19 protein-coding genes and 1 rRNA gene are annotated in these 23,549 nt (G+C 38.0%); 8 read left to right on the forward strand and 12 right to left on the reverse strand.

The genetic code is table 11. From position 1 onward, the window contains the following. Positions 1-73: 73 nt before the first annotated feature. Positions 74-1,632 (reverse strand): 16S ribosomal RNA (locus IGI65_RS02440). Between the two features lie 703 nt (positions 1,633-2,335). Between IGI65_RS02440 and IGI65_RS02445 the strand changes: the two genes are divergently transcribed. From IGI65_RS02445 to IGI65_RS02465, 5 genes are all read left to right on the forward strand, one after another. After that, positions 2,336-3,025 carry a response regulator transcription factor gene (locus tag IGI65_RS02445; RefSeq protein ID WP_071865609.1) on the forward strand — a complete coding sequence of 230 codons (690 nt, stop codon included), beginning with the start codon at positions 2,336-2,338 and terminating at the stop codon, positions 3,023-3,025. Continuing rightward, on the forward strand, positions 3,015-4,226 hold the full coding sequence (locus IGI65_RS02450) for a sensor histidine kinase (protein WP_071865588.1): 1,212 nt from the start codon (positions 3,015-3,017) through the stop codon (positions 4,224-4,226). Before IGI65_RS02445 ends, IGI65_RS02450 begins: the two co-directional genes overlap by 11 nt. Before the next feature lie 402 nt (positions 4,227-4,628). Continuing rightward, positions 4,629-5,906, forward strand: coding sequence for a serine--tRNA ligase (gene serS, locus IGI65_RS02455; protein ID WP_438773126.1), 1,278 nt, complete (start codon positions 4,629-4,631; stop codon positions 5,904-5,906). Positions 5,907-6,340: 434 nt separating this feature from the next. After that, positions 6,341-7,801 (forward strand): polysaccharide deacetylase family protein, encoded by a 1,461-nt coding sequence (locus IGI65_RS02460; RefSeq protein WP_071865590.1) that lies wholly within the window; start codon positions 6,341-6,343, stop codon positions 7,799-7,801. Between the two features lie 314 nt (positions 7,802-8,115). Continuing rightward, complete coding sequence (locus IGI65_RS02465) at positions 8,116-8,571, forward strand: DUF2798 domain-containing protein (RefSeq protein ID WP_438773127.1); 456 nt, start codon at positions 8,116-8,118, stop codon at positions 8,569-8,571. A 118-nt stretch (positions 8,572-8,689) separates the two neighbouring features. Here IGI65_RS02465 and guaB read toward each other — a convergent pair whose 3' ends face one another. The 7 genes from guaB to rsmG form a co-directional block, all read right to left on the reverse strand. Continuing rightward, complete coding sequence (gene guaB / locus IGI65_RS02470; protein WP_071865592.1) at positions 8,690-10,174, reverse strand: IMP dehydrogenase; 1,485 nt, start codon at positions 10,172-10,174, stop codon at positions 8,690-8,692. A gap of 508 nt (positions 10,175-10,682) precedes the next feature. Continuing rightward, entirely contained in the window at positions 10,683-11,372 is a 690-nt protein-coding gene (locus tag IGI65_RS02475) for a DUF1129 domain-containing protein (protein ID WP_071865593.1), read from the reverse strand. Positions 11,373-11,443: 71 nt separating this feature from the next. After that, a complete protein-coding gene (ychF, locus tag IGI65_RS02480) occupies positions 11,444-12,544 on the reverse strand; it encodes a redox-regulated ATPase YchF (RefSeq protein WP_071865594.1) in 1,101 nt (366 codons plus the stop codon). Positions 12,545-12,826: 282 nt separating this feature from the next. Further along, entirely contained in the window at positions 12,827-13,015 is a 189-nt protein-coding gene (locus IGI65_RS02485) for a DUF951 domain-containing protein (protein ID WP_071865595.1), read from the reverse strand. Between the two features lie 38 nt (positions 13,016-13,053). Further along, positions 13,054-13,944: a ParB/RepB/Spo0J family partition protein gene (locus IGI65_RS02490; protein ID WP_071865596.1), complete on the reverse strand. Its 891-nt coding sequence runs from the start codon at positions 13,942-13,944 to the stop codon at positions 13,054-13,056. Further along, positions 13,934-14,698, reverse strand: coding sequence for a ParA family protein (locus IGI65_RS02495; RefSeq protein ID WP_016173305.1), 765 nt, complete (start codon positions 14,696-14,698; stop codon positions 13,934-13,936). Before IGI65_RS02495 ends, IGI65_RS02490 begins: the two co-directional genes overlap by 11 nt. 458 nt (positions 14,699-15,156) lie before the next feature. Next, positions 15,157-15,870: a 16S rRNA (guanine(527)-N(7))-methyltransferase RsmG gene (gene rsmG, locus IGI65_RS02500; protein WP_438774402.1), complete on the reverse strand. Its 714-nt coding sequence runs from the start codon at positions 15,868-15,870 to the stop codon at positions 15,157-15,159. A 240-nt stretch (positions 15,871-16,110) separates the two neighbouring features. Here rsmG and IGI65_RS02505 point away from each other — a divergent pair, with 240 nt between their 5' ends. Together IGI65_RS02505 and IGI65_RS02510 are read left to right on the forward strand one after the other, a co-directional pair. Further along, entirely contained in the window at positions 16,111-16,446 is a 336-nt protein-coding gene (locus IGI65_RS02505; protein WP_095006976.1) for an ArsR/SmtB family transcription factor, read from the forward strand. Continuing rightward, entirely contained in the window at positions 16,443-17,120 is a 678-nt protein-coding gene (locus IGI65_RS02510) for a type 1 glutamine amidotransferase domain-containing protein (protein WP_438773128.1), read from the forward strand. The genes IGI65_RS02505 and IGI65_RS02510 overlap by 4 nt, the downstream gene beginning before the upstream one ends. Before the next feature lie 93 nt (positions 17,121-17,213). Here IGI65_RS02510 and IGI65_RS02515 read toward each other — a convergent pair whose 3' ends face one another. Genes IGI65_RS02515 through IGI65_RS02525 form a run of 3 tightly spaced genes read right to left on the reverse strand, consistent with a single transcriptional unit; the run spans position 17,214 to position 20,616 of the window. Further along, a complete protein-coding gene (locus IGI65_RS02515) occupies positions 17,214-17,675 on the reverse strand; it encodes a PTS sugar transporter subunit IIA (protein WP_438773129.1) in 462 nt (153 codons plus the stop codon). Continuing rightward, the gene (locus tag IGI65_RS02520; protein WP_438773130.1) at positions 17,668-19,050 is read right to left on the reverse strand and encodes a class-II fumarase/aspartase family protein; all 1,383 of its coding nucleotides are present in this window, start codon (positions 19,048-19,050) and stop codon (positions 17,668-17,670) included. The genes IGI65_RS02515 and IGI65_RS02520 overlap by 8 nt, the downstream gene beginning before the upstream one ends. A gap of 9 nt (positions 19,051-19,059) precedes the next feature. Further along, complete coding sequence (locus tag IGI65_RS02525; RefSeq protein ID WP_438773131.1) at positions 19,060-20,616, reverse strand: PTS transporter subunit EIIC; 1,557 nt, start codon at positions 20,614-20,616, stop codon at positions 19,060-19,062. Positions 20,617-20,757: 141 nt separating this feature from the next. Between IGI65_RS02525 and IGI65_RS02530 the strand changes: the two genes are divergently transcribed. After that, positions 20,758-22,305: a helix-turn-helix domain-containing protein gene (locus IGI65_RS02530; protein ID WP_438773132.1), complete on the forward strand. Its 1,548-nt coding sequence runs from the start codon at positions 20,758-20,760 to the stop codon at positions 22,303-22,305. Positions 22,306-22,500: 195 nt separating this feature from the next. On the opposite strand, the gene IGI65_RS02535 is transcribed toward IGI65_RS02530, so the two are convergent. After that, the gene (locus tag IGI65_RS02535) at positions 22,501-23,532 is read right to left on the reverse strand and encodes a Gfo/Idh/MocA family protein (protein WP_438773133.1); all 1,032 of its coding nucleotides are present in this window, start codon (positions 23,530-23,532) and stop codon (positions 22,501-22,503) included. Between the last annotated feature and the right edge of the window lie 17 nt (positions 23,533-23,549).

The raw sequence follows: 23,549 nt of genomic DNA on the forward strand, positions 1-23,549 counted from the left end.
TGTTTGAGAGTAGACCTCTCAAAACTGAACAAAGACAAGTTACAAACTGTGTAGTTTCCGTAATATTCCTTAGAAAGGAGGTGATCCAGCCGCACCTTCCGATACGGCTACCTTGTTACGACTTCACCCCAATCATCTATCCCACCTTAGGCGGCTGGCTCCAAATGGTTACCTCACCGACTTCGGGTGTTACAAACTCTCGTGGTGTGACGGGCGGTGTGTACAAGGCCCGGGAACGTATTCACCGCGGCGTGCTGATCCGCGATTACTAGCGATTCCGGCTTCATGTAGGCGAGTTGCAGCCTACAATCCGAACTGAGAGAAGCTTTAAGAGATTAGCTTAGCCTCGCGACTTCGCAACTCGTTGTACTTCCCATTGTAGCACGTGTGTAGCCCAGGTCATAAGGGGCATGATGATTTGACGTCATCCCCACCTTCCTCCGGTTTGTCACCGGCAGTCTCGCTAGAGTGCCCAACTAAATGATGGCAACTAACAATAAGGGTTGCGCTCGTTGCGGGACTTAACCCAACATCTCACGACACGAGCTGACGACAACCATGCACCACCTGTCACTTTGCCCCCGAAGGGGAAGCTCTATCTCTAGAGTGGTCAAAGGATGTCAAGACCTGGTAAGGTTCTTCGCGTTGCTTCGAATTAAACCACATGCTCCACCGCTTGTGCGGGCCCCCGTCAATTCCTTTGAGTTTCAACCTTGCGGTCGTACTCCCCAGGCGGAGTGCTTAATGCGTTTGCTGCAGCACTGAAGGGCGGAAACCCTCCAACACTTAGCACTCATCGTTTACGGCGTGGACTACCAGGGTATCTAATCCTGTTTGCTCCCCACGCTTTCGAGCCTCAGCGTCAGTTACAGACCAGAGAGCCGCCTTCGCCACTGGTGTTCCTCCATATATCTACGCATTTCACCGCTACACATGGAATTCCACTCTCCTCTTCTGCACTCAAGTCTCCCAGTTTCCAATGACCCTCCCCGGTTGAGCCGGGGGCTTTCACATCAGACTTAAAAAACCGCCTGCGCTCGCTTTACGCCCAATAAATCCGGACAACGCTTGCCACCTACGTATTACCGCGGCTGCTGGCACGTAGTTAGCCGTGGCTTTCTGGTTAGATACCGTCAAGGGATGAACTTTTTACTCTCATCCTTGTTCTTCTCTAACAACAGAGTTTTACGATCCGAAAACCTTCTTCACTCACGCGGCGTTGCTCGGTCAGACTTTCGTCCATTGCCGAAGATTCCCTACTGCTGCCTCCCGTAGGAGTCTGGGCCGTGTCTCAGTCCCAGTGTGGCCGATCACCCTCTCAGGTCGGCTATGCATCGTGGCCTTGGTGAGCCGTTACCTCACCAACTAGCTAATGCACCGCGGGTCCATCCTCAAGTGACGCAAAAGCGCCTTTCAAATAATAAACATGTGTTTACTATTGTTATGCGGTATTAGCACCTGTTTCCAAGTGTTATCCCCCGCTTGAGGGCAGGTTACCCACGTGTTACTCACCCGTTCGCCACTCCTCTTTTTCCGGTGGAGCAAGCTCCGGTGGAAAAAGAAGCGTTCGACTTGCATGTATTAGGCACGCCGCCAGCGTTCGTCCTGAGCCAGGATCAAACTCTCATAAAAAGTGTTTGAACAGTCATCAGACTGTTAAGCTCAATAAAATTAACTTTGCTAGCTATTGCTTGCATGTTGTTTGCTTCTATAATAGAAGCGCCCTACACATTGGTTCGTTTGCTTGCTTTGTTCAGTTTTCAAAGGTCTACATCGTTGCTTTTTAAATGTTTCAGCAACTCTTATATCTTATCAGCTGACGTTTTGTTTGTCAACTGTTTTTTTCAAAAAGTTTTAAAAGCTTTTTGAAATGATATTTCATAAAAGTGCTGCTCACTAAGCAACTTCGTTAGTTTACCAGTCGTTTTGACGACTGTCAACAACTTTTTTAAACTTTTTTCAAAGTTTGTTTTCTTAAGAAACACGTTCTCAAGGACAAGTAATAATATACCAACTTTAAAAGTCTAAGTCAACGAAAACTTATTGATTTAACAACATTTTTCGCAATTCTAAACTATAAATTTCAACCTCCGAATAATCGTTCGTCTTTTTATCAAAATAAAACTTTTTAAAACTAGGTTAATTGAAATTTCGTTCGTTAAATTTCAAAGCAGTCTTTTTAAATAATTGTTAAAAAGAGGCTCTGAGTGTTTTCTTTAGCACTTTTTTGATACTATAGCTGTAGAAACTTATTCTTTTTTCGTTTAATTTTGTTTTTCAAATCTTTTCTTCTATAGAAAGAATAAATTACTTTTATTACAGGAGGATTTTTATGATGAAAATTTTAGTTGCTGATGATGACAAAGAGATTGTCGAGTTATTGAGCATTTATATTCACAATGAAGGTTATGAAGCGGTGAAAGCTTATGATGGGAAAGAAGCCTTATCAAAGATTCGCACCAACCCTGATATTGAATTGATGATTTTAGACATTATGATGCCGGAAAAAGATGGAATGCAAGTCGTTAAAGAATTACGGAAAGAATCTCAAATTCCAATTATTATGCTTACTGCTAAAACAACGGATATGGATAAAATTAAAGGATTAGTGGCAGGGGCTGATGATTATGTCACGAAACCTTTTAATCCTTTAGAAGTTATGGCACGGGTCAAATCACTTTTGCGTCGGACTAAGATGCAAGTTACACCAGATCAACCGGATATATTAGAAGTAAACTCTTTAATCATCAACAAAGACTCTCACGAAGTTAAAACAATTGACGGTAAAGAAATTCAATTAACCGCATTAGAATTTGGCATTTTATACTTATTAGCCTCTCACCCTAATCGCGTCTTTAGTGCCGATGAAATTTTTGAACGCGTTTGGAAACAAGAAAGCGTAGTTTCCGCTAAAACCGTTATGGTACACGTTAGTCACTTACGGGATAAAATTGAAGACGCTACTGGCGGCGAAAAAGTTATCCAAACAGTTTGGGGTGTTGGCTATAAGATCGATGCAAAATAAAAACAAAAAAAATCAACTTGAAAAAAGAAAACGTATTACCCTAACTTCTAAAGAAATTAGCGAACTTTTGGCTGAAGGTATTGTCACAGTTATCTTATTAATTTTAATTAATGTGGCACTTTTAGTTGTCCTGACGTCTTTTATTCGCAACTCTCCTTCTTTAGAAAATGCCATCTGGGATTCAAAAAATATTTTTGCTCGCCGTTTAGACTCTGATTTTTTCTGGAACGGTCGCAACTTTATTTTGCCGCTATTTTTATTAATCGATGCTGGCGTGGTTTATTGGCGCTTAATTCGCCGCTATCGCCAAATGCAATTACGGCATATTATCAGTGAGTTGCATTATATTGCTAATGGCAATTATGATCATCGCATTCCATTTGAATTAAGTGGCGATTTAAGTCGTGTTGTTTCGAGTATTAATGGTTTAGTTGACAGTACAGTGGCTGCAATTGAAGATGAGCGAAAAATTGAGAAATCAAAAGATGAACTCATTACAAACGTCAGTCACGATATTCGCACCCCTTTAACATCCATTATTGGGTATTTAGGATTAATTGAAGACGGGCAATATCAATCAGAAGAAGATTTGTTAAAATATACCCACACGGCTTTTGTAAAGGCCAAACAAATGAAATCCTTAGTAGATGACTTATTTGAATACACGAAGGTGAGACAACCCAGTGTGCCAATCAATTTGACTTCTTTTGATATGATTCAACTGGTGGAGCAATTGGCGGCTGATTTTGAGTTAGAAGCCAAAAAGAAAAACATTACGATTGAAGTTTCCTCTCCCAAAGAACAATTAATCATGGATGGTGACACCGAAAAAATCGTCAGAGTCTTTAATAACTTGTTTACAAACGCCTTTAAATATGGCAAAGGTGCAACCAAAATCATTATCCAAGTCGATCAAATTGGTACAGAAGCGGTGATTGTTGTCAAAAACAATGGCGCTATGATTCCAAAACAAGCGCTAGACTCTTTGTTTGATCGTTTTTACCGCGTCGAAGAATCACGTAACCAAGCGACTGGCGGGACCGGCTTAGGTCTTGCCATTACCCAAAGTATCGTGGCTTTACATGGCGGCTATATTTATGCGAAAAGTAATCCCGATTGGACTTCTTTTATCATTCACTTACCGGTCAAAAGTAATGTTTCGCCTAGCGCGCGCAAAGCTGAAGATTATTTGAATGGTTAATACTAAGCAGGAAATATTTTGCATTACTTTTTTGACCGCAATCGATTAAGATGGCAGTTGACGAAATTTGAAAAGTTGAGTATGCTAAAGCTAATCAGATAAGAAGACGAGAAAACCTAGTAAATGGTGTAACTTTAAAGAGAGCTGATGGTGGTGAAAATCAGCAGGCCAAGCCATTGAATCCAGTTTTTGTTGACGTACGCTTATGATAAATAAGCGCGGCTGACTGACGATACCAGTCGACAAGGGCAGCGTAAGCTGAACTTGGGTGGTACCGCGAACAAACTATTTCGTCCCAAGCATTTTGGGATGAGATAGTTTTTTTTATTAACAAAAAAATCGGTAATTGTGTTAAAAGTGGAAAAAGTCTTTTTAGATTAAATCATAAAGCGAGGGAAAAAAATGTTAGATATTAAAATGATTCGCCAAAACATGACGATGGTCAAAGAAAAATTAGCCACACGAGGTGTACCTGCAGATGTCTTAGATGAATTTGTCAAATTGGATGAAGAACGCCGCACTCTTTTAGTAAAATCAGAAGAATTAAAAAAACAACGTAATGACGTTTCTGCAGAAATTGCCCAATTAAAACGCAACAAAGAAGATGCTACCGAAAAAATTGCGGCAATGAAAGCTGTTGGTGCCAATATTAAAGAATACGACACCAAAATTGCGGCAATTGATGAAGAGTTAAAAATGATTGCAACTACTTTACCTAATTTACCAAATGATTCAGTGCCAGTTGGTAAAGACGAAGACGATAATGTTGAAGTTCGTCGCTTTGGTACTCCCCGAGATTTTGCTTTTGAACCAAAAGCGCATTGGGAAGTGGCAGAAAATCTAGAAATTTTAGATTTTGAACGCGGCGCAAAAGTTTCTGGTAGCCGTTTTGTTTATTATCGTGGCTTAGGTGCCCGATTAGAGCGGGCTTTATATAACTTTATGTTAGATTTACACGTATACGAACATGGTTATACAGAAATGATCCCTCCTTACATTGTCAACAGCAACGCCATGTTTGGTACTGGACAATTTCCTAAATTTAAAGAAGATGTCTTCCAATTAGCTGATACGGATTTAACTTTGATTCCAACCGCAGAAGTGCCATTGACTAATTACTATAACGGTGAAATTTTAGATGGTGCGGATTTACCGATTTATTTTACAGCGCTAAGCCCATCATTTCGTTCTGAAGCTGGTAGTGCCGGACGCGATACCCGTGGTTTAATTCGCCTGCATCAATTCAACAAAGTCGAAATGGTAAAATTCTCTGATGCTGAACATTCTTATGAAGAATTGGAAAAAATGACCAATAACGCCGAGGAAATTTTACAAAAATTAGGCTTACCGTATCGTGTCGTCGCCTTATCTACTGGTGATATGGGCTTTTCAGCAGCAAAAACGTACGACTTAGAAGTTTGGATTCCAGCGCAACAAACGTATCGTGAAATCAGCTCATGTTCAAACTGTGAAGATTTCCAAGCGCGACGGGCGATGATTCGTTATCGTGATGCAGACGGAAAATTACATTACGCCCACACACTAAACGGTTCTGGTCTAGCAGTTGGTCGGACAGTCGCTGCTATTTTAGAAAACTACCAAAATGCAGACGGCACAGTTACCATTCCAGAAGTTTTAGTTCCTTACATGGGTGGCTTACAAAAAATCACCAAAGACTAAAGAAAATTAAAATTTAAAGCACTTAAAACTTGCACAGAATTTAGAATAATCAGCGTCTTAGAAAATTAGCCTAAAAAGCTCACTTTACTGAGGCGCTTTTCTTAATGGAAAACTCTCCTCACAAATAAATCAAATTTTTGCGAAATTTTAAACTTGTTGCAGAAGTTGCCTCATAAATACCATTTCTTCACAAAACAAAAGCTGTCATAAGACTTTTGTCACGGTCCATCCTTATTTTTTAACCCCGTTTTTTGTTATATCTGCATTTCTGTTGTGAACACTTTTAATGGATTTGGCTCACTTTTCTAAAAAAATGATAAAATTTAGCCAAATGACGATAATGTAAGCTGTATTGCAATCTTTTTGAGTTGAATGACTATGCCAATAATGGTACAGTGAAAGCAATTACGAACAAATTTAGGGAGTTAGTAAAAATGGAAAATAACAGCACGCGTAGCAGTCGACACTCGCAAAAGCCTAAAAATAATTGGGGCAAGAATATTTTTACACTATTTAGTATTTTATTGGTGGCATTATTTGGCTTTTTTGCCTATACCTTTTATCAAATGAAACAAGCAGAAGCGGCCGCTCAAAAAGCTTTTGAAGAAAAATCAACAGCGCTTTTACAAGAAATTCAAGAAGAGCGAAATCAAAGTGGGATTGCCAGTGAAAAATCAGAGAAAAAAGCAACAGATTTAGTAACTGTTACTTATATACCAAAAAATAATCCTGTTTTTTCTGAGGAAAACAGTAAAAAAGAACTAGCCACGCTAATGAGTAAAGCCAAAGAAAATTTAAAAGATAAAAAAGGGTTAATCGTTGCAAAATTGGAAGTAAATCCAGTCAGTGACCAGTTGGACACTTACGAATTAGTCGCAGAACCTTACGTGTGGCATGATGACAAAGAAAGTTTTACGAAGGGCAAATTGGTAACAAATCAGCCCGCTTATATTACGCATAAAACGGGTAAAGCTGTCACAGTCAAAGACTTAATTCCAGAAGAAGGCGATCTTTTAGGAATTCAACAAGTTATCCAACAAAAGATTTTCAATGAAGCAAAAGATAAAAATGCCGTAATTGATAGTATTTTAGATTTACCACGAATTAATTATCAAAATAAAATTGAATTTACACCAGACGAATTGACGATTACCTTAGCGCAAAATAAAACCGGCGTCGATAAAGTTACGTTAGATTATAAAGATATTGCCGCTTACGTTAACACCGATTTTGTTAATCCGGAAAAAATTAAAGATGCCTTTCCACAACTTGATCCTAAGAAAAAATATGTGGCATTGACTTTTGATGATGGACCAAATCCCGCCACAACACCAAAAATTTTAGATATTTTAAAAAATAAAAAAGCCAGTGCTACTTTCTTTATGTTAGGTAAAAACGTGAGCGATAACCAAGATATCGTAAAACGAGTCGTAGCAGAGGGGCATGAAGTTGCCAGTCATTCTTACACGCATCCTGTCTTAACTGGATTATCTGATGCCGCCTTGAAAAAAGAAATTCGGGATACTGATAAAGCGATTTTTGAAGCTTGCGGTATTTTACCTCGTAATATCCGTCCTCCTTATGGTGCTGCTGATGAACGTGTTGCCCGCGTTGCCGGTAAACCCATCATCAACTGGGACGTGGATTCTGAAGACTGGAAATCAAAAAATGCTGACATGATTCAAAGCCGTATTAAAGCAACCTTAACTGAAAACGCCATTGTTTTAATGCATGATATTCAACCGGCGACAGTCGCTGCTTTACCGGGTGTCATTGATAACATGCGCCAACAAGGATTTGAATTTGTTTCTGTAGACACACTATTGAAAAAACAACAAAAACCAATGTACGTTTACTTTGGTGCTGATGATTATCGCCTAGCCAAAGACTTATAAAAAGAAAACGCAAAAAGAAGTTGTGACAAGACTTTTGTTACAACTTCTTTTTTTGCGGCTAAATAAGTTCCTTGATCACTGACTTCAATAAACTAAGAGTTTGCTAAAAACTTATCCATTGTTTGGTGGTAATCACCTACATTGATGTTGCTGACAGAAACATACCGATAAAATCTTTTCCAAATTATTAAGAAATTCTAAATTTGAAAAAAATAACTTACGAAGAATTTTTAGACTTGATACCATGGTTGACGTTGCACAAAACAAGAAAACGCAAAACTGCTTTTAAGCAGGCGTCAGAAAGGAATTTTAAAATGCCAACAAATAAAAAAGAAAGCTGGATTTTTACCGGCTGCATGTGTACCTTAATGGTCTTAGGAATGTCAATTTATAATATTGCTTTACAAGGAGAACTATCATTTATTGCGGTGATTAGTGGTTTTCCCTTTGCATTTTTAGTCGCCCTTTTACTCGATGTTTTCGTCGTCGGCAAACCTGCCAAAAATATTGCATTACGTTTACCAACCAATAAAGAAAAAGGCTGGCAAGTAGGTATTTCGATTAGTGTATGTATGATTTTAGGCATGGTTACTTTTATGTCCGTGTTTGGTATTGTGATGGAAATGGGTTGGCAACAGTTAAATTGGGGCACTTATTTACATACCTGGTTATTTAATCTGATAATGGCCTTACCATTACAATTAATTATCGTGCGTCCTCTTGCCGTCAGTGCTTTGAAATTGAGTCGACGTAGCGCCTTAAAAGCGTAATAAGCTGATTAAAAAAACGATAATCTTTTAAGCTAAAATAAAAAACGAGTATCCCTTAATTTGGATACTCGTTTTTTATTTCGTAAATTAGCGGAAACACCTTGCCCTAAGGCTACGATTAAGATTCAACCGAATAGTTTGGTGCTTCTTTTGTGATTTGGACATCATGCGGATGTGATTCTTTCAAGCCATTGCCACTCATTTGAACAAATTGCGCATTATCCCGTAATTGTTTCAAGTCAGCTGCACCAACATATCCCATCCCAGATTTTAAACCACCAATCATTTGGAAGATAATATCAGAAACACTACCTTTATACGCTACACGGCCTTCAATTCCTTCTGGGACAAGTTTATTAGCTTCATTAACACCACTTTGGAAATAACGATCGCTAGAACCTTTTTCCATTGCGCCAAGAGAGCCCATCCCACGGTAAGTTTTGAAGCGACGTCCTTGATAGATTTCAAATTCACCAGGAGATTCATCTGTACCAGCTAACATTGAGCCTAACATTACCGCATGTCCGCCAGCTGCTAAAGCTTTGACGATATCACCAGAATATTTAATCCCACCGTCAGCAATAATGGCTTTGCCATATTGACGTGCAACAGAAGCAGCATCATAGATCGCAGTTAATTGGGGAACACCCACACCAGCCACGACCCGAGTCGTACAAATTGAACCAGGACCAATCCCAACTTTGACGACATCCACACCAGCATCATATAGTGCTTTTGTACCTTCAGCTGTGGCAACGTTTCCGGCAATCAAAGTTGCAGCTGGGAATTTAGCGCGAATTTCAGCAATTTTACGTAACACGCCGGCACTATGGCCATGAGCAGTATCAATCACAATCGCATCTGCACCGGCATCAAGTAATGCTTGTGCTCGTTCAAACGTATCACTGGTGACACCAACAGCCGCGGCAACTAATAAACGACCGTGTTCGTCTTTTGCGGCATTAGGAAACTCAATTACTTTTTCAATATCTTTAATCGTAATTAAGCCACTTAAACGACCGTCTTCATCAACAATTGGTAATTTTTCGATTTTATGTTTTTGGAGGATATTTTCAGCGTCTGCTAATTTGGTACCTACTGGGGCGGTAACCAAATCATCTTTAGTCATAACATCTGCAATTTTAATGCTATAGTCTGTCACAAAACGCATGTCACGGTTAGTAATAATGCCGACTAATTTGCGATTTTCCATTGTTTCGACAATCGGCACACCACTAATGCGGTATTTTGACATTAAATGTTCAGCATCTTGGACTAAATGGTCCGGAGTTAAGAAAAATGGATCAATAATAACGCCAGATTCCGAACGTTTCACTTTGCGCACTTCATCAGCTTGCATCGCGATACTCATATTTTTATGGATGACCCCTAAACCACCTTGACGTGCCATAGCAATCGCCATTTTACTGTCTGTAACAGTATCCATGCTGGCAGAGATGATTGGAATATTCAAACGGATATTTTTCGCTAGTTGGACCTGCATATTCACATCATTTGGTAGGACGTGACTTTCGCCTGGAATTAATAAGACATCATCGAAAGTTAGACCTTTTTTAGCGAATTTCGTTTCCCAGTTAGACATTGTAAATACCACTCCTCAGTTTTATTTTTATCTATGAAACTAACAGAAAATATACGACAAGTCAACAGCCCAAATTGTTTACGTAATATTCTGAAAATTCAGCAGTGATGCCATTGGACAATGTTCGGAAAAAATCAACTTTTTGTTTAATAAAAATACGTTTCCTGACCTCTCGTTTAATTACACTAAACACCATTTATAGATAAAAAACTAAATGAGCTTCTACAACTTTCAAAAAATAAGATAGCCTTTTAAATAATTGTATTTTTATTTCTTAAGGTTTTTACTTATTGACATTAAAAGTTCAAAAATTCATTCGTAAAATTAGATCAAAAAAGAGGTTGTGACAAAAGTCTTGTCACAACCTCTTTTTCCGAATAAACGGTATGACAGAAGCAGCTTCTTCGGAAATAAGACGAAATTCCCCAAAATTTGAAAAGCAATTTTCGGAAATTTCGTCTTATTTCTTGAAACTGGTCGCTTTTGTCACAACCTCTTTTGCTACTAATTAATTTTTGGGAATAGTCAATGAACCTTCGATGTTGTATTTTTTCTTCAAATACCAACGTAAGGCAAAAACTGCAGCCCCTAAAACTAATTGGATAAATGGATCCAAGACAATGTTAAATGGCAACATTGCACTCACAGTAAAGACTAAAATCCATAAGAAGAAAACTGGTACTAAAATAAGCATTGTCTTCCACAATTTTGGCCGTTTACTCTTATCCGCGCCGGGACGTTCGTATTGATAAATGTATTTATACATTAAGTAAAAAGCATAACCCCCAAATAATGAGGCAATAATTAATGTTAATAAACCATAAGTTTGTTGCCCAGTATCTTTAGTGAATAAACGCATTAAACCTAACATCACTGCAAATAAACCAAAGATAAACATGACGTTATCGGCCCACATCAACACAGGACGCGTTTCTTTTTTAGGTTCGGGTTTAGCTAAAATCGCTTCGGTGCGTTCTGAAACAGTACCAAAGAGTTGACGCGCGGTTTTCCCGCCTTTTTGTTCTTTGACTAAAACTGGCAGAATTTCATTTAAAGCTGTAGCCATTTCTGCTTCAGATAAGTTTGCTGCTTCTAAAGATTTCTTCAAATCAAAAATATATTGTTGGTTACGTTTGGTTAGTTGCGGTTCTAATGCGCGGTTTTCTGCAACCATTGCGCGTAGTGCTTCTGCATCCATGAATGACTTCCTCCTGAACTTCTTTTACAAAGGGCATTTTACCACATTGCAGCCAAGATGACACCGTTTTTTTAGACGTTGAAACGGAATAACATGACATCGCCGTCTTGTACCACGTAATCTTTACCTTCCAAACGGACACGTCCTGCTTCTTTAGCCGCGTGCATGTTACCGTATTTATTTAAATCTTCAAAGGAAACTGTTTCTGCTCGAATGAAGCCCCGTTCAAAATCGGTGTGAATAATACCAGCTGCTTGCGGTGCTTTAATCCCTTTGCGGAAAGTCCACGCCCGCACTTCTTGTTCACCGGCAGTAAAGTAAGTTGCAAGTCCTAATAAATCATAAGCGGCGCGAATTAATTGATCTAAACCAGATTCTTCAATTCCCAAAGCTTCCAAAAATTCTGCTTTGTCTTCATCATCTAATTCAGCGATTTCTTCTTCAGCACGAGCACAAACTACAATAACTTCAGCATTTTCAGTCGCTGCAAAATTGCGCACTTCTTGAACATAGTGATTATCATCTGCATTGGCCACGTCATCTTCTGAAACATTGGCAACATATAAAACAGGTTTTGTTGTTAATAAGAACAAACTTTTCACGATTTTTTGTTCGTCATCAGAAAATTCAATCGTACGAGCAGATTGGCCTTCTTCTAAAACCGGTTTGATTTTATCTAACACTGCTAATTCTGCAACAGCGTCTTTGTCTTTGGTTTTGGCAACTTTTGCTACTCGTGTATAGCGTTTATTAATCGACTCTAAATCCGCTAAAACAAGTTCCAAGTTGATCGTGTCAATATCTTCTAATGGATCCACACGTCCTTCAACGTGAGTAATATTGTCATCGTCAAAACAACGAACAACGTGACAGATAGCATCCACTTGGCGAATATGGCTTAAGAATTGATTTCCCAAACCTTCCCCTTTACTAGCACCTTTTACAATGCCGGCAATATCCGTAAATTCAAAAGTTGTTGGAACAGTCTTTTTCGGGTGCACAAGTTCAGTTAAACGTTGCAAGCGCCAATCTGGTACTTCCACCATCCCTACATTTGGATCAATGGTAGCAAAAGGATAGTTCGCAGCTTCTGCACCTGCTTTTGTGATTGCGTTAAATAAAGTCGATTTCCCTACGTTTGGCAAACCAACGATTCCGGCAGTTAAAGCCATGATTTCTTCACTCTTTCTTTTTTTAATTATAAAGTTGATTGAGCTTGGTCAGAAAATGAGGAATAAGTCGGAAAAATTGGAAAGCTGCTCTTTAGCTTTTTCATTTTTTCACTTATTCTCGACTTTTCTAGCTCAAGAAACTAGATTTCATATAAAGTTGATTGAGCTTCTTTAGAAAAGGAGGAATAAGTTGGAAAAATTGGAAAGTCGTTTTCGGACTTTTTTCTTATCCGCACCTCTTCTAGCTCATCAGCTTTCTCCCACTATTAAGTGGGCATGAAACTATTTTTCTGGTGCTTTTTCCAGTATCTTCTTCATTTTTTTCTCAAAATCGCGGCGGGTCATCATGACGATGTGGCCACAATTGGTACATTTAATTTTAATGTCAGCGCCCATGCGAATAATTTCCCAACGGTTTGCTTGGCAAGCATGGGGTTTTTTCATTTCCACGATGTCACCTAAATCGTACATTTAAATCCTCCTCGTTTTAACAAAAATTTTAGACGAAACTAAGCTTCGTCAAAATGAATATCTAAAATATCCAAAATACGCGTTAAATCACTTTGAGATAAATATTCAATCTCAATTTTTCCTTTGCCGTCTTTTTCTAAAATTTCGACGTTAGTCCCAAATTTATCCATTAGACGGTCTTCACCTTCCCGCAAGTAATAAGGTTTTTCTTTCACAACCCGCGGTGGTGTTTTCTTTTCTACTTTTTTCTCATTTAGTGTATTGACGAGTTGTTCTAACTGGCGCACAGTCAAATTTTCTTTGACACAACGATTGGCTAATTTCAAAATTTGACTTTTATCTTTTAACCCTAATAACGTCCGCGCTTGCCCCATGGAAAGACGGTCGTCTTGCACCATTTCTTTAACCAATTTGGGTAATGTTAATAATCGTAAATAATTCGCGATATACGGGCGACTTTTGCCTAAGCGTTCAGCGACTTCGGCTTGGGTTAATTTCAAGTTTTTCATTAGCATCTCGTAGGCTTCGGCTTCTTCTAACGGATTCAAATCTTCCCGCTGCAAGTTTTCTAATACTGCCACTTGCATCATTGATTCTTCATCAAAGTCACGAATAATTGCTGGAATTGTTTCCCGTTGTGCTAATTTTGACGCTCTAAAACGACGCTCCCCAGCAATAATTTCATACCCTTTTACTGCTGATTTGCGCACGATAATCGGTTGAAATACACCAGAACGTTCAATTGAAGCGGCTAGTTCTTGCAAAGAAGCTTCATCAAAAGTTTTACGCGGTTGATAAGGATTTGGTCGCAATTCACTTAACGGAATATCAACGACCTCTTCGGTTTTTACATCCACTTCTTCCAAATCTTGCAAATCTTGAAACAAAGCATCGATGCCTCGACCTAAACCTTTACCTTTATTTTTCACGAGACAACACTTCCTTTGCTAGTGCTTGATAAACTTCGGCACCTTTTGAACTTGGATCGTAATCAATAATTGATAAGCCGTGGCTTGGTGCTTCTGAAAGACGCACATTCCGAGGAATAATTGTATCATAAACTTTCTCTTGGAAATAGCGACGCACTTCTTCTACCACTTCTGCGCCAAGATTCGTTCTGGCATCGTACATTGTCAATAATACCCCTTCAATTTCAAGGCCGGGATTGAAATGCTTTTGCACTAACCGCACTGTATTTAATAACTGACTCAAACCTTCTAACGCATAATATTCACACTGTACTGGAATTAAAATCGAGTCACTAGCAGTAAAGGCGTTAATCGTCAAATGCCCCAATGATGGTGGACAATCGATAAAAATGAAATCATAATCGTCTTTAATTTCTTCTAACGCTGATTTCAAGCGAGATTCTCTGGCCATCATGGAAGTCAATTCAATCTCAGCTCCTGCCAACTGAATTGTCGCCGGCACAATGTCCATATTTTCCCGTGAACTAGGTAAAATTGCTTCTTTAATAGGTTCTTCATTGACTAATACATCGTAAATATCTTTGGCTACATCTGGCTTACGAATACCCATGCCACTTGTGGCATTACCTTGGGCATCGATATCGACTAATAAGACTTTTTTGCCGATAAAAGCCAAACAAGCTCCTAAATTGACAGTTGTGGTCGTCTTACCGACGCCACCTTTTTGATTTGCCACCGAAATAATTCGTGCCATCCTCTTATCTCCTTTAATAAAAGTTGTAACGGCTCGTTTGAAAAAGGAGGAATAAGTCGGGAAAATTAGAAAGCTGCTCTTTAGCTTTTTCATTTTTCTACTTATTCTCGACTTTTTCAGCCGTAGAAACTAGACAACATAAAAGTTGAGTGAGCTTGATAGAAAAGGAGGAATAAGTCGGAAAAATTAGAAAGTCGCTCTAAGACTTTTTCATTTTTTCACTTATTCTCGACTTTTCTAGCTCAAGAAACTAGACAACATAAAAGTTGAGTGAGCTCGTTTGAAAAATGAGAGACAAGCTCAAAATAGATCACTGACGCTTTTTTGTCAGTTAGCTATTTTTACTTGTATCGATTTTTTCAGCTCAAGAAACTAGATAACATAAAAGTTGTAACGGCCTATTTGCCGTCAAATGATAAATTTTATTTCTAATAAAGCATTTTTTCGAAAATCGCGCACTATTTTAGCGGTTGTTTGTTTGGTGTACCTGGCTTGCGAGGATATTTTTTAGGTGTTTCTTTTTTCTTTTGAATGACTAAAATATGTCGCGCATCGCCATTTGGTAAGGCTAATTCTTTATCTTCAATGAATTTTCCCCCAAGTGTCGCAATCGCTTTTTTAGCTTCTGCTAATTCTTCGTCGGACTTAGCTGCTTTTAAAGCAAAGAAAAAGCCGTCTTTTTTGACTAAAGGTAGGCATAATTCTGCTAAAACATTTAAGCGGGCAACTGCTCTTGCTGTTACATAGTCAAACTGACCACGACATTCAGGATTTTGCCCAAAAGTTTCGGCGCGATCATGATAAAAATAAACATCCATCAAGTTTAAACTTTGCGCCAAATGATTTAAAAAGGTAATCCGTTTATTGAGCGAATCTACGATAGCTACTTTTAAACTAGGAAAAGCAATCTTCAAAGGAATGCTTGGAAAACCCGCTCCCGCGCCAACATCACAAATGGACGCTTCGGGATTCAACTCCACAGCTGCACCAAGCAAAATTGAATCGTAAAAATGCTTCAAATAAACTTCTTTTTTTTCTGTGATAGCGGTCAAATTCATTTTCTCATTCCACTCCACTAACAATTCATAATACTTTTCAAACTGTTGCATTTGGAGTGGGCTAAGTTCAATGCCATTTTTAGCTAATTGTTGCTGAAATTCTTCTGGTAACATTGCCTTTTCCTTTCTTTTTTGTGAAACAAATTTTTGTTTCACGCTTTCTCTACTTTAACGCAAATGGACGTTTTTCGCAATGGGGGCAGATTGGTTTTTAATTGTGTATTTAAGGATTTAAAAAATTCTGTAAATTTATTTATATTCTGAATTATAAAAAGTTACACCGTTTAAAATAATTGACTTTAGACAGCTTTTTTGTTTTAATGGTTTAAAATTATCGACGAAGGAGATTTTAATATGCCTCATGATTTAACGCACTTAAAAAATGAATTTACTGCGAGCAGTGATTTTCTAATTGCCTTAGGGGACGAAAAACGGCAAGCAATTATTGTGGCATTATTAGCCGAAAAGGCCTGTAATGGATTGCGCGTTCCTGATTTAACAGAAGCCACCAACTTATCCCGTCCGGCCGTTTCCCATCATTTGAAAATTTTAAAACAAGCCAAGTTAGTAGATTATCGCCAAGAAGGAACGAAAAATTATTATTACTTATCCCACGATACAACAGAAATTGATAAGTTAAAAACACTCTTAAATCATGTCACACAAATTATTCAGGAGGCAGAAAAATGAAAGTACTGATCGTATTAACCAACACAACACATTATGGTGAGACAGATGATGCCACGGGACTATGGCTGGGAGAAGCGACAGAATTTGCCGCAGAATTACAAAAACATGGGATTAAATATGACTACGTTAGTCCAAATGGCGGCTATGTTCCGATTGATCCTCGGAGTATGAAATACACCAACGAAGAAATTATGGACTTTTACAACACAGATGATTTTAAAAAGCGGGCTTTAGCTGATTCTTTACCTGTTGAAGCAGTTAATCCCAAAGATTATGACGCCATTTACTTCACTGGTGGCCACGGTGTAATGTGGGACTTTCCCAATAATGACACCTTGCATAAGCTTTCTTTAGATATTTACAAACAAGGCGGCTATGTGACTTCAGTTTGTCACGGGATAGCAGGGCTTTTAAACTTACAAGATGATAACGGTAATTACTTAATTAAAGATAAAAATATTACTGGCTTTACGACGAGTGAAGAAATCTTAGCCGGTAAAAAAGGAGTCGTGCCCTTTTTAAACGAACACGTCGCCAAAGAACGGGGCGCTCATTTCCAAAAGAAACGCGCCTACAGTGAATTTGCCATTCAAGATGGCCAACTCATTACCGGACAAAATCCATTTTCTGTTAAAGCGGTGGCTAAAATTTTGATTGAAAATTTGCAAAAGTAAGTCCATTATAAAAAAAGCAGCTTCTAAAAGTTCGCGCAATTTGCGAGCTTTTAGAAGCTTTTTTTGTTGAGTATTTTTTTAAGTAAAAGTAACTTAATAGGCTAAAACTTCAGCTTGGGCTGTTACATCACTTTTAACGATATTAAATTCCAATGCTGGCTGATTGGTGAAAATAACCATGGTCGTCGCAGGCTTTTGTTGTGCTTTTAAAACAGATAAATCTACAGTTGCTAGCTTCGTTGTAGCGTTCACTGTCTCACCTTCTGAAACAAAAACTTCAAATCCTTCACCTTGCAAGCTTACTGTATCAATCCCAATATGAACTAAAATCTCATTTCCTTTTTCATCCACTAAACCAAAAGCATGTTTGGTAGGAAAAATACTTTTCACTTTTCCTGTTACCGGTGCATAGACAATTCCCTCAGTCGGTTCTACTGCAAATCCGTCTCCCATGGCTTTACTAGCAAACACAGGATCACCAACCTGACTCAAAGGTAACAAAGTTCCACTCATAGGAGCCGTTAGCTGATTTTTTTTCTTAAAAAAATTAAACATATACTTCATCTCCTTGTCTTTGTGCCTTTGCGACTAATTTTTCGGCTGCTTTAGCAGTATCGTAGGCTAACTGCACTGATAAACCAATATAATTTTCTGGCTTTAGCAGTTCTTCAATCTCATTTTTTTTAAACACCTGCTGAATTTTTTCATTATGCAATAAAACTTCGGCATAATTTTTTTGACTTAACTCTGTTTCAATCGCTAATTCATAAATAAGCTCATGGGCTTGATCTTTTCCAATTTCTGCTGCTAATTTCATCATAATGAATTCACTATTGTCTAACCCATGATTTATATTAGCATTTTGATACATCCGCTCACGATGGATTTCCAAGGTTCGCGTCAACTCTTCGCCCCGCATTAAAATCTCTGTCATAAGTTCCAAAGCTTCAGTAAAAATGCCATCAAATAACATATTAGTGGTACTATCTGCTTCAAAGGGACGAGCTGCGGAATAATACCCCACAGAAGTCAGCGAATAAAGTTTTTGAGCATTGGCAATAATCCCTTTTGATAATTTGGGGTTTATCTTATGGGGCATCGTAGAAGACCCAATTGTCCCTTTAGTAAACCCTTCTGAAACTTCGCCAAATTCTTCAATGGACGTTTGAAAAACTTCTTCGGCAATTTTGTGCAAATTATTAGCTAAAAGTGCCAATACATTAATGTATTCTATCTTCGGTGCATTGATGTTACGGGAAGGAATGGCCATTGCTGGCATGTGTAAAATTTCTGCCACACGTGTTTGGACAGCAATTCCTTTTTCACCAGTAGCATTAAAAGCCCCAATAGCGCCCCCCATCATAGTCGTAAAAATTCTCTTTTCCACTTCTTCTAATCGTTCATAAGACGTCATTAATTCTGATAACCAGACTGACGCTTTATATCCGTACGTAATGGGGATGGCATGTTTACCATGCGTACGTCCTGCCATGATTGTTTCAGCGTTTTCTTTGACTAAGTTGATCAAATTTCCCATAATTTCTAGCATAAATTGTTTAAACTTTTGATGAATTTGTTTGGCAATCAGATTTTGAGAAGTCTGTTGAATATTTTGAGTTGTTGCGCCAAAGTGAATATATTTACCACTTTCTGCATCGCATGCCGCTACAAATACTTTTAAAAATGGAACAAAGCCATGACCTACTTGACGGTAAATTTCATCCATTTTAGCAAAATCTAAATTCTCAATTTGTGCTTTTTCGTTAATGTGCGTTGCTGCTGCTACCGGAATGACGCCTAATTCTCCTTGTGCTTTAGCTAAAGCAGCCTCAACTGTTAACCAAGATTGGTATTTGGCGTCTTGGCTTAAAAGATTTTTTATCCCTTTGTCATCTAACGTTTTACTTTTTGAATCGTATAATGCACCCATCTTTTTCACCTACCCTTTTTTCATTGCATCATCGACTGCATTACGCACAAATTCGACATAAGGGCCAAAGACGACATGAATATGATTTTCTTGCGGGAAGAATACCCCCGAGGTACCTGAATCTTTTAAGCGCTCCACATCTACCACTGACTGATCTTTCAAATCAATGCGCAAGCGGGAAACGCAGTTGTCAACATTTTTAATATTTCCGCTGCCACCTAATGCCGGAATCACGATGTCAGCAATTTCATTAAATTTCTTTTCGGCCAATAAACTATTGTTTTTCAACCCTTTTTCACGCCCTAATGTTTCTAAATTAAATTTCTTAATCGCAAATTTAAAGACGAAGTAAAAGACAACAAAATTTACTGCTCCTAATAAAATTAAGTTTAACCAATTAGTGTTTTCGTACATTAAACCAAAGATACCAAAGTCAAAAATCGTGCCCCGAATATAACCAATACCGATATTCAAGAAATTCAATGGAATCGCCATAACCCCACACAAAATGGCATAAACAACAAATAATTGCGGTGCAATAAACAAGAAAGAAAATTCCAAAGGTTCTGTGATATTTCCTAAGAAAGCTGTTAAAACGACTGTTAAAATAGCACCTTTCGCGATTTTTTTATTATCGGCAAAAGCGGTGTGATACATCGCTAAACCAATCGCTGGTACACGGAATAAAGTAGTCAGCATTTGTCCTGTTGCTAAGTATTTGAATAATCCTGGCGCTAATTTCCAAGCTGGATTATCTGGTCCTAAATCAAATAAAACTTTATTCGCTGCATTTAAAATACCGATATATTGTTGACCATCAATCATATAAACACCACCGGCTTCAGTAAAGCGGACAATAGAAGCTAAAACGTGATGCAAACCAAATGGAATCAATGCCCGATGAGCAAACCAATAAACTCCAACTCCAAATGTTTCATTCATAAAGACTGGTGAAATAAAGATCAATAATTTTGTAAACAAGCCCCAAACCATTGGAACAACAAAACCAACTGGAATCATAAAGAAGAAAGTTGCGATCGGTACAAATTTTTTACCACCAAAAAAAGCAAAAGCCAGTGGCAATTGTGTTTTGTAAAATTTATCGGTACATTTTGCTGCAATTAAACCTGCGATAATCCCACCAGCGGCATCTAATTTCAACGTTTGAATTCCTAACACCATACCTTGACCAACAGAAGCCATCGTTTCTGCATCTACTAAGGCATTGGTTAGCGTTAAATAAACATTTACCACTACTAATAAGGTGACATAACCTAATACAGATGAAAAAACGGCAATTCCCTTATCAAGTTTTGCCATTCCATAAGCAACCCCCATAGCAAACAGTAGTGGGATATTTTCAAAAACAATACTTGAAATTGTTTTTAAGCTACCTATAATTGATTGGATAACTGGATTACCTAAGAAGGCAACTTGTTCAATCATATAGCTTTGCGATAAAGCGTTGGTTAATCCCATTACCATCCCAATCGGTGCCATTACCGCAATTGGTAATAATAGAGAGCGACCAAACTTTTGAATCCCTTTTTTTATCTTCTCTTTCATAATTTCTCCTCCATTTCTTTCTACACTCTCAGTCTAAAATGTAACCGATTACCAAACAAGGTCATCTTCTGCTTTGTAGATTTTGCAAGAAGTAACCATGCTATAATAAGGCTATCAATCAAACTAAGAAGGGATTTATCTATGGTCGTTAACAGTTTTGATTTATATTTGGCCAATCGGTTACAAGAAAAAGGTCAAACTACCTTGGATGCCTTAGCATTAAAAACAAAAAAATCAGTCGCGACTATCCGCCGATCAGTTCAAACACTCAATCAATATTTCAAACCGTCACAGCAATTTGTCATCACTGAAGCCAAAATTATCAGTAATATGCGTTATCGCGATTTGATTACCATGATTCAAAACTTGAACTTAACGGATTTTTCTACTACTGCAAAAGAACGCTTGAATTATCTCATTTGTCTTTGTGTGCTTCAAAAAACTGTTAATTTATCACAAATGTATGACGAATTAGCCGTAAGTCAATCTACTAAAAAGAAAGACCGTGGTACTTTTCTAGCCACTTTAGCTAAAAAAAAGCTCACCCTCACTTCACTTCCTGGTAAAGGTGTCACCATCACCGGCAATGAGTGGGCTTTACGAATATGGGCTTGCGAATACTTAATGGAAATTATTGAAATTGACGAGCAAGGCACAATTACTAATCGTCAAGCTAATAATCCTTTGCAACAGCTCCTATTTGAAAAGACTAAATTTTTATGGCAAACCAATACCTGTGATGCACTTGAAAACTTGCTGGCAAACAATAACATACAATTAAACTATACCTCAACAAAATTTCTCTATTTATACTATTTGTTGACCAAAAAAAGAGTTAAAAATGACAAAGTTGTAATAGAAGAAAGTTTTAAATCACCTTTGCCGGTTAAAATCTGGTCGCTGTTTTCCAACCCAACGGAAGATTTTTATTTTAGTTGTCTATTAGCCAGTTTAGATAACCAAGGAACTTCTCTTTATAAAAAAGACGATCGTCTAACCGGTCTAAGTAATCGCTTGATTACTTATATCGAAGAACGAATTTTAACTCACTTTTATTCCCGGCTAGTTTTACAACATGAGATTAGCCACTATCTTTATAAATGTATCTTACGTAATCAACTGTCCTATGATTTTTACGATAATAAATTAGATGACGTTAAAAATGAATTTCCCTTTTTATATCAATTGGTAGAATATTTTTATATTCACGAATTGGCAGAAGAATTCTATTTAGGAACCTATCAATTAGCCACCTTGACCTTAATTTTCCGAGAACATGTGCTAAAAAACAAAGTGGCCGGTCGTAATCGCAAAAGAATTGTTGTAGTAACCAATTCCGCTCAAGAAAAAAGCGATTTTTTCTCACAGCAATTAAGTTATCACTTTGACACAGAAATTATCGCCACCATTAATTTGCACGAGTTATATCGTTTAAAACATCTGCAATTTGATCACCTACTAACGTTTTCTAATCGGATTGCTACAATTTTAAATGAAGAAGGTTATCCCAATATCAAAGTAAATTACTATTTTCATGATGAAGACTTAGCCTATTTAAGTAAGCGTAATTTTTCCAGTAACTATAACCGCAAACTCATCGCTGACCAATTTATTGACACTTTGCAACAGCAAAATCCAGCCAACTGGTCAGATTTTTTAAAAGAAAAATATCCTAATTTTTTTGTTTAATAATTAGCATCCAAAAAAGCCGAACGGATTCGTTCAGCTTTTCGGCAATATCTTTGCTATCTGGATTATACCTTGTCAAAATAATAGCGTTTCTTTCTCGATAAAAAGTGCTGTGACCAGATTCTTGTCACAGCACTTTTTTATAATCAATTCGCAATTTTCAAAAGTAATATACTTCTATCTTCGCTGCTTTTACTATTTGCTTTCCTCAGCTAAGATAGTTTCAAGTAGTGCTAAAACACGGCGGACTTCACTATTTTTGACAATCGGCTCGCCACCATTTACTACCACATCGTAGAAGTTGGCGTAAAAACTTGGATACGGTGTTTCAACTGCTGGTAGAGATAAAACTTCGGTTGCATCTTCGCGAGGAGGGGCCATGGTTTTGGTTAATCCCACACCAGCTTGAATAGGTTTTGGTGCCGCTGTTTCTTCATGGGTGGCTTTGACCATTTTGCCATTTAAATCCCAGTCTGAAATAAGCGCCGTCCCTTCCATGCCTTTGACATACCAACGTGGTAACGGAATATAGTTGGTGGTGCCCACTTCAATTATCACTTTAACCCCATTTTCAAACGTTAGATAGCTATGAAAACCATCGTCTACTTCATCTCCTAAAATATAGCTCAAATCAGTCTGAATCGTTTGCAGTGGACTATCAACTAAAAATAGCAGTTGATCAAATAAATGAACGCCCCAATCTAGTAACATACCGCCACCATGTTTTTGTAGATGGCGCCAGTCACCGGGAATCCCATTGGCTCCTTGCACGCGCGATTCAATTTGGAATAAATCGCCTAGCGTTTTTTCTTGATACATTTGGCGAATCATTAAAAAGTCTGGATCCCAGCGCCGGTTTTGATGTACCATAAATGTCCGCGCACACTTTTTAGCTTCGGCTAAAATTTCATCTAATTCTTTTGTATTCATAGCAACTGGTTTTTCACAAACCACGTGTTTACCTGCTTTTAAAGCTGCAATTGCTAATTCTTTATGGCTATCATTGGGTGTTGCAATTAAAACGGCATCCGTCGTTTCATCTTCTAAAAGTTCTGGTAAACTTTCATACGCTAAAAATCCATCAGCCTGTGCCACAGCTTGGCGTTCAGATTTAATATCATAAACTCCTTTTACAGCCACAACTTCACTGGACTTTTTCATAATGGTTTTGGCATGATAAGAACCCATGCCACCATAACCAATAATCGCAAATTGTAATGGTTTCATTCTTTTACTCACTTTCT

It is taken from the genome of Enterococcus sp. DIV0755b (genome assembly GCF_051713765.1).
In the GTDB taxonomy this organism is placed as follows: Bacteria; Bacillota; Bacilli; order Lactobacillales; family Enterococcaceae; genus Enterococcus_C; species Enterococcus_C canintestini.